Source organism: Mesorhizobium sp. WSM3879, from assembly GCF_002294915.1.
Classification (GTDB): domain Bacteria; phylum Pseudomonadota; class Alphaproteobacteria; order Rhizobiales; family Rhizobiaceae; genus Mesorhizobium.
Genome location: NZ_NSFZ01000001.1, coordinates 215,588 through 229,195, shown reverse-complemented (window position 1 = coordinate 229,195; position 13,608 = coordinate 215,588). Strand labels below are relative to the sequence as shown.

Annotated in this window: 13 protein-coding genes and 1 tRNA gene; 8 read left to right on the top strand and 6 right to left on the bottom strand. The window is 62.7% G+C overall.

Translation table 11 applies throughout. The features are described 5' to 3' along the window. Positions 1 to 210 precede the first annotated feature (210 nt). Positions 211 to 1,305, top strand: a complete 1,095-nt coding sequence (locus CK218_RS01175) for a branched-chain amino acid ABC transporter substrate-binding protein (RefSeq protein ID WP_095826611.1) — start codon at positions 211 to 213, stop codon at positions 1,303 to 1,305. Positions 1,306 to 1,385: 80 nt separating this feature from the next. Further along, on the top strand, positions 1,386 to 3,851 hold the full coding sequence (locus tag CK218_RS01170; protein ID WP_095826610.1) for an adenylate/guanylate cyclase domain-containing protein: 2,466 nt from the start codon (positions 1,386 to 1,388) through the stop codon (positions 3,849 to 3,851). A gap of 88 nt (positions 3,852 to 3,939) precedes the next feature. Here CK218_RS01170 and CK218_RS01165 read toward each other — a convergent pair. Further along, a tRNA-Met gene (locus tag CK218_RS01165) sits at positions 3,940 to 4,016 on the bottom strand. A gap of 229 nt (positions 4,017 to 4,245) precedes the next feature. On the opposite strand from CK218_RS01165, the gene CK218_RS01160 reads away from it, so the two are divergent. Continuing rightward, positions 4,246 to 5,211: a Gfo/Idh/MocA family oxidoreductase gene (locus tag CK218_RS01160; RefSeq protein WP_095777253.1), complete on the top strand. Its 966-nt coding sequence runs from the start codon at positions 4,246 to 4,248 to the stop codon at positions 5,209 to 5,211. Between the two features lie 52 nt (positions 5,212 to 5,263). Here the strand turns inward: CK218_RS01160 and mnmA are convergent, their stop codons facing one another. Further along, positions 5,264 to 6,454: a tRNA 2-thiouridine(34) synthase MnmA gene (mnmA, locus tag CK218_RS01155; protein ID WP_095781230.1), complete on the bottom strand. Its 1,191-nt coding sequence runs from the start codon at positions 6,452 to 6,454 to the stop codon at positions 5,264 to 5,266. A gap of 257 nt (positions 6,455 to 6,711) precedes the next feature. Here mnmA and CK218_RS01150 point away from each other — a divergent pair, with 257 nt between their 5' ends. Further along, positions 6,712 to 6,987: a DUF1153 domain-containing protein gene (locus CK218_RS01150; protein ID WP_006203587.1), complete on the top strand. Its 276-nt coding sequence runs from the start codon at positions 6,712 to 6,714 to the stop codon at positions 6,985 to 6,987. A gap of 69 nt (positions 6,988 to 7,056) precedes the next feature. On the opposite strand, the gene CK218_RS01145 is transcribed toward CK218_RS01150, so the two are convergent. Further along, entirely contained in the window at positions 7,057 to 7,983 is a 927-nt protein-coding gene (locus CK218_RS01145; RefSeq protein WP_095826609.1) for an NADP-dependent oxidoreductase, read from the bottom strand. 90 nt (positions 7,984 to 8,073) lie between these two features. Between CK218_RS01145 and CK218_RS01140 the strand changes: the two genes are divergently transcribed. Beyond that, entirely contained in the window at positions 8,074 to 8,481 is a 408-nt protein-coding gene (locus CK218_RS01140; RefSeq protein ID WP_066994146.1) for a helix-turn-helix domain-containing protein, read from the top strand. A gap of 79 nt (positions 8,482 to 8,560) precedes the next feature. On the opposite strand, the gene CK218_RS01135 is transcribed toward CK218_RS01140, so the two are convergent. Then, the gene (locus CK218_RS01135; protein ID WP_066994149.1) at positions 8,561 to 8,938 is read right to left on the bottom strand and encodes a flagellar export protein FliJ; all 378 of its coding nucleotides are present in this window, start codon (positions 8,936 to 8,938) and stop codon (positions 8,561 to 8,563) included. Between the two features lie 449 nt (positions 8,939 to 9,387). On the opposite strand from CK218_RS01135, the gene ctrA reads away from it, so the two are divergent. Beyond that, a complete protein-coding gene (gene ctrA, locus CK218_RS01130; protein WP_006203583.1) occupies positions 9,388 to 10,083 on the top strand; it encodes a cell cycle two-component system response regulator CtrA in 696 nt (231 codons plus the stop codon). 62 nt (positions 10,084 to 10,145) lie between these two features. Here ctrA and CK218_RS01125 read toward each other — a convergent pair whose 3' ends face one another. Both CK218_RS01125 and CK218_RS01120 read right to left on the bottom strand, forming a co-directional pair. Continuing rightward, positions 10,146 to 10,514: a response regulator gene (locus tag CK218_RS01125; protein WP_066994154.1), complete on the bottom strand. Its 369-nt coding sequence runs from the start codon at positions 10,512 to 10,514 to the stop codon at positions 10,146 to 10,148. 232 nt (positions 10,515 to 10,746) lie between these two features. Then, positions 10,747 to 11,376, bottom strand: a complete 630-nt coding sequence (locus CK218_RS01120; RefSeq protein WP_067326376.1) for a histidine phosphotransferase family protein — start codon at positions 11,374 to 11,376, stop codon at positions 10,747 to 10,749. Between the two features lie 386 nt (positions 11,377 to 11,762). Between CK218_RS01120 and CK218_RS01115 the strand changes: the two genes are divergently transcribed. Both CK218_RS01115 and CK218_RS01110 read left to right on the top strand, forming a co-directional pair. Beyond that, entirely contained in the window at positions 11,763 to 12,299 is a 537-nt protein-coding gene (locus CK218_RS01115; RefSeq protein WP_245299591.1) for an EipA family protein, read from the top strand. A 137-nt stretch (positions 12,300 to 12,436) separates the two neighbouring features. Further along, positions 12,437 to 13,582 carry a hypothetical protein gene (locus CK218_RS01110; RefSeq protein WP_095826608.1) on the top strand — a complete coding sequence of 382 codons (1,146 nt, stop codon included), beginning with the start codon at positions 12,437 to 12,439 and terminating at the stop codon, positions 13,580 to 13,582. Positions 13,583 to 13,608 lie beyond the last annotated feature (26 nt).

The following is a 13,608-nucleotide window of genomic DNA, read 5'->3' as shown; positions in this document are numbered from 1 at the left end:
AAACCATAGCCCGCGATTTCCTGCACGCAAACAAGACTTGAAAACAGGCTTGAATGGCCCAGCGCGCTCATGCCCCACGATTTGGTCTAGCGTTAGGGCCGATGCGCCGGGACGCTATTCTCGCGTCACATCCGAGACACTCGCGCATGCCGAAGGGGCTGTCGGGGCAGACTGGATTAGCGTAAGCTGCTGTCCACAAGGGGTGCAAACATGCACCGTGTCATCGCCCTAGCGATCGTAATTCTGGCGGCCGTGTTCAGTTCCGCGAGGGCTGAAGTGCTGATCGGGGTCTCGTCTGCGATGACAGGGCGGCTTGCCTGGATTGGCGAGCAGGGGCAACGCGGCGCGGAGAGGGCGGTGGCCGACCTCAACGCGGCGGGTGGCGTGCTCGGCCAGAAGGTGAGGCTGATCTCGGTCGACGATTTCTGCGATCCCGAGCAGGCGGTCGCGGCCGCCCAGAAGCTGGTGGCCGACGGGGTGGTGCTCGTCGTCGGGCATTATTGCTCCGGAGCCTCGATCCCCGCATCAAAAGTGTACGAGGCGGCGGGCGTCGTGCAAATATCCCCAGGCTCGACCAATCCGCAGCTGACCGAACAGGGCCGTGGCAATGTCTTCCGCACCATTGGTCGCGACGACGCGCAGGGTTTCATCGCCGGCAACTACCTTGCCGATCACTGGGGCGACAAGAAGATTGCAATCCTTCACGACAATTCGACCTATGGGAAGGGTCTCGCCGACGAGACCAGGAAGCAGCTGAACAAACGGGGCGTGACTGAAGCTTTTTACGACGCATACAGGCCTGGGAAGGACGACTATTCAGCCGAGGTCGCTGCGTTGCAGACCGCCGGCATTTCGGCCTTGTATGTGGGCGGGTATCATGCCGACGTTGCGCTGATCGCTCGCGCTGCAGGCGACCGGGACTACACGCTTCAGCTCATATCCGGAGATGCTTTGGCTACCGAGGAATTCGCCCTGATCGCAGGCTCAGCGGCGGAGGGAACCCTGTTCACCTTCCCGGCGGACCCGCGGCGAAACGCCGGCGCGGCCGCGATCGTGGAGCAGTTCCGTGCGCAAAACTTCGAGCCCGCGGGCTACACGCTGTTGAGCTACTGCGCGGTGCAGGTCTGGGCCCAGGCGGTGGCGAAGGCAGGTTCGCTGGCGCCAAAGGCGGTGATAGCGGCACTGCGCGAACAGCAATTCGACACTGTCATTGGCAGGGTCGATTTCGACGCCAAGGGCGACCTCACGAGGCAGAGCTGGGTTTGGTACGTCTGGCGGGGCGGGGAGTACGTGCCGGTTGAATAGGGTGCGCCGAACGCCGGCGTGACGCTGAGACGTCTAGTCTGATGCAGACCAGTGTGGCTGGATTGTTCCGACTCCCCACGATGCTTGAACGCCTCGGCATACGCGGTCGGCTGTTGCTCGCCTTTTTCGGGATCAGCGGCCTTGCGGTGCTGGCTACCGCCGCGGCGCTTTATGCCTTCCTCGAAGTCGGCGACGTCGTCGACCGAATTACCAGGGATCGGGTGCCATCGGCGCTGGCCTCCCTCCAGCTGTCGCGCCAGGCCGAACGGGTCGCCGCTGCCGCGCCATCGGTGCTGGCGGCGACAAGCAGGGCTCAGCACAGCAAGGTCTCGGCGGCCGTCGCGCTAGAGATGTCCCGCCTCGAGGCCCTGCGTACGGATCTCAGAGATGCTACACTGGGCACAGTGCCTTTAGCTGAGATCGAGGAAGCTGCGGTTGTTTTGAGGCGCAACCTGAAGGAGCTCGACTCTCTTGTTGTCGCCCGCCTCGATGTGGTCGCCCGCAAGGAGGAACTCCTGAACCGCCTCGCCGCGACGACGACCGGCAGCCAACGCCTGCTGGCCACCGGCATCGTGGTGATGGATTCCAGGCTCCCGCAATGGCGGGCGGTCGCGGCCGATACGTTGCTGTCGCCCGATCGACGCGCAGCGGCAATGGCCGACATGGTCCACGCGATTGCGGCTTACATCCCCCAGCAGAAGGCGCTGCTGGAGATCTCGGCGGTCAACGACGCGCTGGTGAAGGCCGCGACCGCGCCGACGCGAGGCGACCTGGCGTTGATCCTGTTTCCGCTGCACCGCTCGCTTGCCGCTCTGGAAACGGCTTCCTCGGAGATCGACGAAAAGCTGCAAACCCGTTTTCGGCTGCGGGTGGACGAGTTCGAGGCACTCACCGATGGTGAGAGCAGCATCCCGAAGGCACGGGAGGAGGAGCTTGCGGTCCTCGCGCAGGGCGAAAAACTTCTGGCCGAAAACAATCGGCTGTCGCGCAGTCTGACCGCAGCCGTCGACCGTCTTGTCGCCGCAGCGGACCGCGAGATCGCTGCCTCCGGTCGCGAAGCCGCGCTCGTCCAGCGCTACGGCACCGGAGTTGTCCTCGGCTCTGCCTTTCTCAGCCTGTTGAGCTCGGTTCTGGTCGTCTGGCTCTATGTCGACCGCAGCCTACTCGCCCGTCTGGGAGCGGTGAGTCAGGGCATGCTCGCGATCGCGGGCGGCGACCTTCGTGCGCCGCTGCCGGCGGCGGGCAGCGACGAAATCGGGCGCATGGCCGAGGCGCTGAGCCTCTTCCGGGATACCGCTGTCGAGGTCGAGGAAAAGAACCTGCGCGACGTTGCAGAAGCGCGTCAGCGGCTGGTCGATGCCATCGAAAGCATTTCCGAAGGTTTCGCTCTCTATGACAAAGAGGACTGGCTTGTCCTTAGCAACAGCCGCTACCGCGAACTGCTATACGCCGGTCTGGAGGCAGAGCTAACCCCCGGCATGGCATTCGAGGAGATCATTCGCCGATCCGCGGAGCGTGGCTACATCAGGGATGCCGAGGGTCGGGTCGATGAGTGGGTCGCGGAGCGCCTGTGGCGGCACCGTAACCCCGGCGAACCATGGGTGCAGCGGCGGGGCGACGGACGATGGATCATGATAAGCGAGCGGCGGATCAGCGCCGGCGGCACGGTCGCCGTCTATTCGGACATCACCGAGCTGAAGCAAAGAGAGGAGAACCTCGCCGAGAAGTCCGCTGCCCTGGAAGCGCTTTCCAGCAAGCTGGCGAAATATCTGGCGCCCCAAGTGTACAGCTCGATATTCACCGGCCGCCAAGACGTTAGAATCGCCAGCCAGCGTAAGAAGCTGACCATATGCTTCTCCGATATCGCCGGCTTTACCGAGACCACCGACAAGATGGAATCCGAGGATCTCACCCAACTCCTCAATCACTACCTGACGGAAATGTCGAAAATCGCGTTGGATCATGGTGCCACGATCGACAAGTACGTCGGCGACGCGATCCTGATGTTTTTCGGCGACCCTGAGACGCGCGGCGTCAAGCAGGATGCGCTGGCTTGCGTGCAGATGGCGCTTGCCATGCAAAAGCGGATCAGCGAGCTTACGGAGGTCTGGCGGGACATGGGGATCGAAACACCGCTGCGCTGCCGCATCGGCATCCATACCGACTACTGTACCGTCGGTAACTTCGGCAGCGAGGACCGGATGGATTACACGATAATCGGCGGCGCCGTGAATCTCGCCTCGCGCCTGGAACAAGAGGCGGCTCCGGGGACCATCCTCATTTCCTACGAGACGTTTGCGCAAGTGAAGGACACGATCGATTGTGAGGAGATGGGGCACGTCCAGGTCAAGGGGATCGCCTATCCCGTCGCCACCTACCGCGTCATCAAGGCCAATCTAGCGGGCGCCTGTCGCGTTGTTCGAACCGAGCTGCCGCACTTCAGGCTGGAACTTGAACCGGGGCTGATGTCCGCCGATGAGCGTGGCGGTGCCGCCACTGCGCTTCGAGACGCGCTGGACCGGCTTTCCCACAAGCCCGGGCAGTAGGAGTTGGGCGCCGCGCCTGCCGGCAAATCACCGAAGCCGCGTCCGAGCAAGTCACGACATATGTATCCGGGCCGGATATGGGTTGAGGTGGTAGCGGAGGAGGGACTTGAACCCCCGACCCCAGGATTATGATTCCCGTGCTCTAACCAACTGAGCTACTCCGCCAGGAGCGGCGAAGAGGCTCGAAGAACCACACCGGTCGTGGGCAATTCGAGGCGTTCGCCAAGGTCGCGCGGATATAAGGTTGGCGGGGCAAAGCTGTCAAGCCGCACGCATCAGCATAATCTCATCACGGAAAAGCCGCGCCGGGCAGATGCCGAAGCGCATGCATCGGGGTTGAGTTCGACGGGGCACGTCGCTATGTCTCGGCCACGAAATTCTAGAGTTTGAACGAATGAAGCCGCGCATCGCCGTCCTCGGTTGCGGATACTGGGGCAGCAACCACATCCGCACCCTCAAGGCGCTTGGCGCGCTCCATGCCGTTTCCGACGTCAACCGTGCCCGCGCCGAAGGCTTTGCCAGCGAGCAGGACTGCCTGGCGATCGGGCCGGACCAGCTGTTCGAGCGCGCCGATGTCGACGCCATTGTCATGGCGCTGCCGCCGCAATTCCATGCCGACATGGCGCTGCGCGCCATCGAGGGCGGCAAGGACGTGTTAGTGGAAAAGCCGATCGCGCTGACGGTCGCGGACGCCGAGCGTTCGGTGCAGGCGGCCAGGAACAATGGCCGCGTCTTCATGGTGGGCCACGTGCTGCGCTTCCACCCCGCCTTCGAGACGCTGAAGGCGCTGATCGACAATGGCGAGCTTGGTGAGGTGCGCTACATCCACTCGCACCGGCTCGGCCTTGGCAAGTTCCACACCGAGAACGACGCGCTCTGGGACCTTGCGCCGCATGACCTCTCGATGATCCTCGCCATCACCGGCACCGAGCCGATCGAGGTCAGGGGCGAGGGCGCGGCACTGCTCGACAACCTCAGCGACTTCGCGCATCTGCACATGCGCTTTCCGAACGGCGTGCGCAGCCATCTCTTCGCTTCTCGTCTCAATCCCTATCGCGAGCGCCGGCTGACCGTGGTCGGAACCAAGGCGATGGCGGTGTTCGACGATGTCGAGCCGTGGGAGCGCAAGCTTGCCGTCTACAGGCACGCTGTCTGGCAGGACAGCGGCCAGTGGGCGTTCACCGCCAACGAGCCTTCCTACGTTGCGGTCGGCGAAGGCATGCCGCTGACGCGCGAGCTCGCCCACTTCATGCAGTGCATCGAGACGCGCGCCGAACCCCGCACCGACGGCGAGGAAGCGATCCGGGTGCTGCGCATCCTGACGGCTGGGACGGTGGCGCATAGCGGGTCGCCCGCTTAAGGCGCGTCCACAAAAGGGAATCCTGAGGCAAAGCGCCCGATTGAAGGGTGGGTTACTCGGCGGGGACGTGCGCGGGCTGCTGCGCAAGCCTGGACAGCATCGCCTCGGCCTCGGCGCCGCGCTCGGAGCGCTCGATAAAGCCGCCGCCATAGACTCGCGCCTCATCGCCGTCATCGGAATAGAGCACGCAGGCCTGTCCGGGCGCGATGCCGGATTCGCCGTCGACCAGCTCGACCGAGGTCACGCCGTCGCGGTGATGCAGCACGGCCGGGCGCGGCGGCCGGGTCGAACGGACTTTTGCGAAAAGCTCGATCCCGCCGGCCGGAACATCGGAGAGCGGGCCGTCGCCGAGCCAGTTCATGGCGCGCAGGTAGATTCTGTGCGTCTCCAGAGCCTCGCGCGGGCCGACAATGACGCGGGCGCGGTCGGCGTCGAGATGGACGACATAGAGCGGCTCGCCCGAAGCGATGCCGATGCCGCGGCGCTGGCCGATCGTGTAGCGCAAGATGCCTTCGTGACGCCCGAGCACGCGACCGTCGATATGGACAATATCGCCCGGATTGGCGGCCGCCGGCTTCAGCTTGGCGATAATGTCGGAGTACTTGCCCTGCGGCACGAAGCAGATGTCCTGGCTGTCCTGCTTGGCGGCAACCGTCAGCCCCATCTCCTCGGCGATCGCCCGCACCTGCGGCTTGGGAAGTCCGCCGAGCGGGAAGCGCAGATAGTCGATCTGCGCCTGGGTCGTGGCGAATAGGAAATAGCTCTGGTCGCGGTCTGCATCGACCGGCCTGTAGAGCGCGCGATGCGCGCCATTGGCGCGCGAGCGGATGTAATGGCCCGTGGCCAAAGCATCGGCGCCGAGATCCTGGGCGGTGGCCAAAAGGTCCGCGAACTTGACCGTTTGGTTGCAGGACACGCAGGGGATGGGCGTCTCGCCGGCGACGTAGCTCTCGGCGAAGGGATCGATGACGGCCTTGCGGAAGCGCTCTTCATAGTCGAGCACGTAATGCGGGATCCCGAGCGTCTCGGAAACGCGGCGGGCATCGTCGATGTCCTGGCCGGCGCAGCAGGAACCGGCGCGGTGCGTTGCCGCGCCGTGGTCGTAAAGCTGCAGGGTGACGCCGACAACATCATAGCCTTCGCGCTTCAGGATGCCGGCAACGACCGATGAATCGACGCCGCCCGACATCGCGACGACGACGCGGGTGTCTTCTGGGCGTCCGGGAAGATCGAGGCTGTTCATGGTTCTTTCAATCTGCGTGGCGCTGGCTGCCAATGGCCGGAATATAGGTCAAGCATCCCGGCGGCGCCAGCTTGGCTCCTCAAGCGATTTTATCGGGCAAAATCAGGGCCGGACCGCGATTATCTCAAATGCCGAACGAAAACCTAACGCGACGTTCACGATCCTTACCTAGTCATTAGGCTTCGCTTAGGCAATTTTTAAAGCTGTGGCGGTACGGTGGCGGGGATTGGGTCTTTGAGTTTTTAGTAGAGAGTACGATGACCGATCTGGTTAGACCTAGAGTCAAATATGTTATCGGGCCCGACGGCAGCCCTCTCACGATAGCCGATCTACCGCCGACGAATACACGGCGCTGGGTTATCCGGCGCAAGGCGGAAGTGGTCGCGGCGGTCCGCGGCGGACTGCTCAGCCTGGAAGAGGCCTGCCAGCGCTACAAGCTGACCACCGAGGAGTTTCTCTCCTGGCAGGCATCGATCGACGAATATGGCCTTGCCGGGCTGCGCACGACGCGGATCCAGCAATATCGCCACTAGGCTCCGACTGCCGGAAACCAAAGAAGGGCGCGGAACTCCGCGCCCTTCTGCTTCCGGGATCTGCGCTGATCAAACCGTCAGCACAACCTTGCCGATCGGTCGGGTGGCGAGGAAGGCATGGGCGGCACCTGCCTGGTTCAGCGGAAAAGCCTTCGCCACGTGCACGGCGAGCTTCCTGGCATCGACTAGCCTGGCGAGTTCCACCAGCCCCTCGCGATCCGGCACCACCGACATGCGCTCGACGCGGATGTTGCGCTCCCCGGCCTTGGCCCTTGTCGCATCATGGACGTTGAGCAACGACACCAGCACGCCGCCTTCGCGCAGCACTTTCAGCGACCGGTCGGCATGGTCGCCGCCCATTGCGTCCAGCACTAGGTCGATATCGCGGACCCGTTCGGTGAAATCGCCGTTGGTGTAGTCGACGACCTCATCGGCGCCGATCGAGCGGACGTAATCAAGCTTGTCCGGGCTCGCAGTGGCGATGACCCAGGCGCCGCGCGCCTTGGCGATCTGCACAGCGAGATGGCCGACGCCGCCGGCGCCGGCGTGGATCAGGACGCGCTGGCCGGATTGCAGGCCGCCGTGGCGGACGAGACCCTGCCAGGCGGTCAGTCCGGCCAGCGGCAGCGCCGCGGCTTGGGCATGGTCGACGGCGGCAGGCTTGGCTGCGATCTCGTCCACCGGCGTGGCGACGAACTCGGCATAGGCGGCGGCCTGCTTGGGGAAGCGCGGCATGCCGAAGACCGCATCGCCGACCTTGAAGGCGGTCACGCCGGTGCCCAGCGCCTCGACGGTGCCCGAGATATCCCAGCCGAGAATGAAAGGTGGTTCGCCGATGAGAGGGAAGTAGCCGGCGCGCACCGCGCCATCGACCGGGTTGATGCCCGCGGCCTTGACGCGGACCAGCACTTCGCTGGCCTTGGGCGCGGGGGCCGGCTGTTCGGCGACGAAGAGGACGTCGGGTTCGCCAACGGTATTCTGGGTAACGGCACGCACTGTATGGTCTCCTGCTTGATTGCTGCCGATATCATTTGGATAGTAACAATCTCTTGTCTAGTATGCACCTTTCGGATATATAGATACCTCATGGATAGTGAAGACAGCGGTTCCTTTGGCTACGATGCATTCCGGCGCACATGCCCGTCGCATACGGTGCTCGAAATGCTGGCCAGCAAATGGGTCTATCTGACAGTTTGCGCGTTGCGGCGCGGCCGCCTGCGCAATGGCGAGCTCGCCCGCAAGCTGGAAGGCATCACGCCGAAAATGCTGACGCAGACGCTGCGCGTGCTGGAGCGCGACGGGCTCGTCCGGCGCGAGGTCTATCCGGTCATACCGCCGAGGGTCGAGTATGAATTGACGGAGCTCGGCCAGAACCTTGCGGGACTGCTCAGCCAGATCAGGTCCTGGGCGGAAGAGCATGCCCCCGACATCAAGGATGCCCGTGCGCGGGCGTCGGCGGACCATCAGGATGATGAGACGGCGATGCTGCCCTAGGCCGGAGGCCGGGCTTTTCGGCTCGTGGTTCGACACCACGATGCCGGCAGTCCTCCGAGGTATCAATTGCGTTCGGCGGTCAGCCGATCATGGCGCTGCGGCCGCCCACTTCCGTGTCGCGGATCTTGCTGTCGCGCGATTCCAGCATCTCCGCCTTGGAAAGCTCCGCTTCAGCTTCGCCGAGTAATGATTCGGCCATGGTTCGCTGCTGGGCAAGATCGTTCTGCGAGTTCCTGAGGTTGTCGCGGCGCAGGCGTGCCGCCTTGGCGAAGGTCGGATAGGCAAAATGATTGATGTCGGTGATGCCGGCTTTTTTCTCTTCGGCGACGATTTGCGCCTCCAACTCGACGGCCATGCGTTCGAATTCGGCGATCATCATGTCCAGCTGCAACAGCTGGCGCCGCTTCTCATTCACCTGAAACTGCTTCAGCCGAACGAGGTTTTCACGTGACTTCATGACTCGGTACTCCGCAAAACGCACACCTGCATATCGTCCCATCGACCTCGAAAGGCCTACGCGTCGCCCGTTTCCACCGGCTTTCCCCGCTCTATGGGAAACAAAGCCCTAAAGATTTTTGCCGGCGGTAACCATTCGTTTACGGGCATTGTTAATCATACGGGCGAGGACTTAAGGCCGGGTAAAAATTCCGGACAGCGGCAGGAAGCGCGGCCTGCGAGTCTCTGGAGTGACTTAGGCTTGCTTATTAATGTGGTACATGAGCGATTTGGGTCTACGATTCGTTATTAGATTCAAGTGGGTGTAGAAAGGGGTTAAAAAATCTGATATCGTGGCCGACACGAAATTAGGATTTGTTAACCAGTCGGTGGCACCTTCTGTTCAGGCAATCACTGCTCCGGGTTCGGGACGGGTCGTGACGCGACTCGGCGGCAGAAAAGGGGAATGAAATGCGTGTTCTGCTGATTGAAGACGACAGTGCAACCGCACAGAGCATCGAGTTGATGCTGAAATCGGAAAGCTTCAACGTCTATACGACCGACCTTGGCGAAGAAGGGGTCGATCTCGGCAAGCTCTACGATTACGACATCATCCTCCTCGATCTTAACCTTCCCGACATGTCGGGCTACGAGGTGCTGCGCACGCTTCGCCTCTCCAAGGTCAAGACGCCGATCCTGATCCTCTCCGGCATGGCCGGAATCGAGGATAAGGTGCGCGGCCTCGGCTTCGGCGCCGACGACTATATGACCAAGCCTTTCCACAAGGACGAGCTGGTGGCGCGCATCCACGCCATCGTGCGCCGCTCCAAGGGCCACGCCCAGTCGGTCATCACCACCGGCGACCTGGTGGTCAATCTCGACGCCAAGACGGTCGAGGTGGGCGGCCAGCGCGTGCACCTGACCGGCAAGGAATATCAGATGCTTGAGCTGCTCTCGCTGCGCAAGGGCACGACGCTTACCAAGGAAATGTTCCTCAACCACCTCTATGGCGGCATGGACGAGCCGGAACTGAAGATCATCGACGTCTTCATCTGCAAGCTGCGCAAGAAGCTCGACGCAGCGTCCGGCGGCCAGAATTACATCGAGACGGTGTGGGGCCGCGGCTATGTGCTGCGTGAGCCGGAAGACATCCGCGTCAGCGCCTGATCCTCTGCCAATTCACACAAAACCCGGCTCAGGCCGGGTTTTTGTTTGGGGTGTCGAAAAGCTCAGGCCGCGATTTTCAGGAAGCGGAAGCTCTCGAGCAACTGCGCGCGGTTGAAGGGCTTCAGCAGGTAACCCTGGGCGCCGGCACGTTTCGCCCGCATGATCGAGCCGACATCGACTTCGACGAGCGAGACCAGGATCTGCGGCTTGACGGGGTTTTCGATGGCACGGATGCGGCGAATGAGGTCGACCGCCTGCATATCCGGCAGGCCGCCGTCGACAACAATGACATCGGGCATGTCGCCGGAGCAGATCTCGATCGCATCAAGCCCGCTGGCCGCCTCGAAGACCACGATGTCCGAGCCGCCAAGGATACGCTTCGCGACCTTCCTGATGACGCTCGAGTCGTCCACGAACAGGCAGCGTTTCATTTCCGGGTCCTCTTTGCCAACTGCCGAACCGGCAATCCGGTAACCGTGAGGCACCCTAGAACAATCTGGTAAAGAAGCCGAAAAGCGGTTAGGTAAAGTTTTTCCAAAGAACCGCTTTGCGCGATTTTGGCCTGCGATGCACTACAGTGCCAGGCGGCAGGCAATGCTTCGATCGCACTGCCAGCTGCAAGATCAGCGACAATGGATACTTGACCTGTTCTTGGCTGTAGCCTCAGGCTGCCGACAACACGATCTCATCGGCCGTCGCATGGATCGAGATCGTCATGTTCGCCTCGCGCGCCAGAAGCAGCGTGTAATAAGGCTGGACCGAGTGGGCGTCGATCGGCTCCTCGGGCTTGTGGCCCGAATGCAGCTCGAGGAATTTCGGCGGCACCCGCAGCATGGGGCCGCTCGCCGACAGCGAGAAACGCGGTTCGGTCTCGAGGTTCTCCAGCGTGACAACCAGCCTGCCGCCACGCGGTATGGCGGCATTGGCGACAAGAATGAGATTGAGCAGAAGCTTGACCTTGTTCTTGGGCAGCAGCGCGCGGGCGCCGTTCCAGACAAGTTCCGGCTTCTCGTTTTTCAGGAAGGCAATGGCCACGGCCTCGGCGTCGCCGGTATCGATCATCATGCCGGCGGAGCCCGCGGCGCCGAAGGCGATGCGGGCAAACTGCAGCCGCGCCGAGGCGTTCCTGGCGCTCTGGCGAATCAGCTTCATGGCGTCTTCGTCAGCGCCGCCTTCATCGAGCAGTTCGAGGCCGTTGTTTATGGCACCGACCGGCGAAATGATGTCGTGGCATACGCGGCTGCACAAAAGCGCAGCCAGATCGGGGGCGGAGAGGGTGAAGAGCTCGGCCATCGGAGAAATCCCTGCTGGTTCACATGTCATGGCCGAACGTTGTCGCGCCCGCTACGCGAATCACGCTCTTTTCCAAGGCCTTCTGAATACACAGCGCCCGTCCATGCATCAACAAATCCACAGCTGCGGACAGCGAAAATGGTGCCTGATGCCGCGAAATTGAGGCTGATAGAGATCGTGTCAGGCCCTTCAGCCCTCGAACCGCCATCTTCCTGCGCCAGCTTAATGGTTGAAAAAGGATTACGGCATAGTTTGCCTGTAACAGTCATCTCGAAACGGCCGCCAAGAGCCGTAGGGATACGAGGCGTCGGCGAAAGTGCTCCCTGACGGAGATTGGAAGCATGTTTTCCCGATTCTTTGACCGGATGTTCGTCCGCGTCCTCACCATGACGATCGCCCTCTCGGGTGCTCTCATCCTCTCAACCTCGGCGTCGCGGGCCCAGGAATACACCGCGCAAGAGATTGTCGATTCCGGCCACAAGTTCTTCGGCGCGACGTCGGGAGGCCTCGCCACCGTGGTCGAAAAGGTGTTCGCGTCCTACGGCCTGCCAAACGGTTATCTGCTCGGCGAGGAGGGATCCGGCGCGCTGATCGGCGGCCTGACCTATGGCGAGGGCACGCTGTACACCAAGAACGCCGGCGACCATAAGGTGTTCTGGCAAGGCCCATCGCTCGGCTGGGATTTCGGCGGCGAAGGCTCGCGCGTGATGATGCTGGTCTACAATCTCGACGATATCAGCAGCCTCTACAACCGCTTCGGCGGCGTCGCCGGATCGGCTTATGTCGTGGCGGGCGTCGGCTTCAACGTGCTGCAAAGCAACAGAGTGCTGCTCGTTCCGATCCGCACCGGGGTCGGTGCCCGGCTCGGCGTCAATCTCGGCTATCTGAAGCTGACCGAGCGGGCGACGTGGAATCCGTTCTGACCGGACAGGATTGCCACAGCCGCTCGGATAAGACTGATCGTGCCGCGGCGTGCTCTTGCCGCGGCGCTGGATTTCCGCCATGCCAAGGTGGCACAGTCGGCATGGCGGGTTGCCGCCTCGCATACGGATAGTCCACCTTGGTCCAATCGATCCTGTTCTTCGCACTCGGCTTCCTCTGCGCGGCCTTTCTGGTGTCGCTGATCGCGCCGGCCGTCTGGCGGCGGGCCGTCGTGTTGACACGCCGGCGCCTTGAGGCCTCGATGCCGCTGACGCCTGCCGAGATGCTGGCCGAGAAGGACCGTATCCGCGCCGAGTTCGCCATGAACACGCGCCGACTCGAGATGAACATCAAAAAGCTGAAGGAAAAGGTGGCCGAGCAACTGGTCGAGATCGGCCGCGCCCAGGAGGCCCTGAAGGGACTGGCGGTCGAGAAGAAGGACAAGACTCAGGCGCTTTCCGATCTGCAGGCCAAGAACGCGGAGCTCAGGCTGCGCGAGGAAGAGTTGCACAAGCTTACGGAAAAGCTGGCGCAGGCGGAGCGCTCGCTGGAGAAGCGCGCGCTGGAGCTGCAAAAGCTCGAGCAGATGTATGACGAAGCCAGCTTTTCTTCCTCAAACCGCCAGATCGAGCTCGTCGCCCGCGAATCGGAACTGGACAAGCTTGCCAATGACATTGCGGTGCTGCGCAGCCAGCGCAAGGAAGCGGACCGGCGCAATCAGGAACTGGCAGCGGAAAGCAAAGCCGCCAGGGACGCGCTCAAGGCGGAGAAGAAGCGGACGGCCGAGCTGGACAAGAAGGTCGAACGGCTGCTTGCAACCCTTGCCGACCGCGAGGAAAAGCTGGACAGGCGCGAAAAGGAGCTTGCGCGGATGCGCGAACGCCCAAGCAAAGATCATGCGGTAAATGGCGGAACGCATAAGGCCGACGAAGTCCAAGGGATCGACAATGCCATCGCCAAGCTCGAAGGCGATCGCGAGCGGCTAGAGGCGCGGCTGACGGCGCTTGCGCGGGAGAACAAGCGGCTCAAGACCGATCTTGCCGCGCTCGAAACGGCACAGCCCGAACAGGCAGGCGAGGCACCGCGCGCCGGTGCGGCGCTTCGCGAACAAATGAACGAACTGGCCGCCGAGGTCGTCAACCTGACGATGAGGCTGGAAGGGCCGGATTCTCCGATCGCCAAGGCCTTGGCGACCCCTCGCGACGAGCGGCAAGATATTGGCGAGCGCGGCATCAGCCTCGCGGACCGTGTCAGGGCCTTGCAGAAGGCCAACGCAAGCAACTGATCCGAATGCCGTGGCGAGCGGAGCGT

Excerpts from the sequence above, each read along its gene's own strand:
- CK218_RS01125 (WP_066994154.1), bottom strand. The coding sequence starts at position 10,514 with ATGAAACGCTGCCTGTTCGTGGACGACTCGAGCGTCATCAGGAAGGTC.
- mnmA (WP_095781230.1), bottom strand. The coding sequence starts at position 6,454 with ATGAACAGCCTCGATCTTCCCGGACGCCCAGAAGACACCCGCGTCGTC.
- CK218_RS01115 (WP_245299591.1), top strand. The coding sequence starts at position 11,763 with ATGACGATCGCCCTCTCGGGTGCTCTCATCCTCTCAACCTCGGCGTCG.
- CK218_RS01120 (WP_067326376.1), bottom strand. The coding sequence starts at position 11,376 with ATGGCCGAGCTCTTCACCCTCTCCGCCCCCGATCTGGCTGCGCTTTTG.
- CK218_RS01175 (WP_095826611.1), top strand. The coding sequence starts at position 211 with ATGCACCGTGTCATCGCCCTAGCGATCGTAATTCTGGCGGCCGTGTTC.
- CK218_RS01160 (WP_095777253.1), top strand. The coding sequence starts at position 4,246 with ATGAAGCCGCGCATCGCCGTCCTCGGTTGCGGATACTGGGGCAGCAAC.
- CK218_RS01140 (WP_066994146.1), top strand. The coding sequence starts at position 8,074 with ATGGATAGTGAAGACAGCGGTTCCTTTGGCTACGATGCATTCCGGCGC.
- CK218_RS01135 (WP_066994149.1), bottom strand. The coding sequence starts at position 8,938 with ATGAAGTCACGTGAAAACCTCGTTCGGCTGAAGCAGTTTCAGGTGAAT.
- CK218_RS01150 (WP_006203587.1), top strand. The coding sequence starts at position 6,712 with ATGACCGATCTGGTTAGACCTAGAGTCAAATATGTTATCGGGCCCGAC.
- CK218_RS01170 (WP_095826610.1), top strand. The coding sequence starts at position 1,386 with ATGCTTGAACGCCTCGGCATACGCGGTCGGCTGTTGCTCGCCTTTTTC.
- ctrA (WP_006203583.1), top strand. The coding sequence starts at position 9,388 with ATGCGTGTTCTGCTGATTGAAGACGACAGTGCAACCGCACAGAGCATC.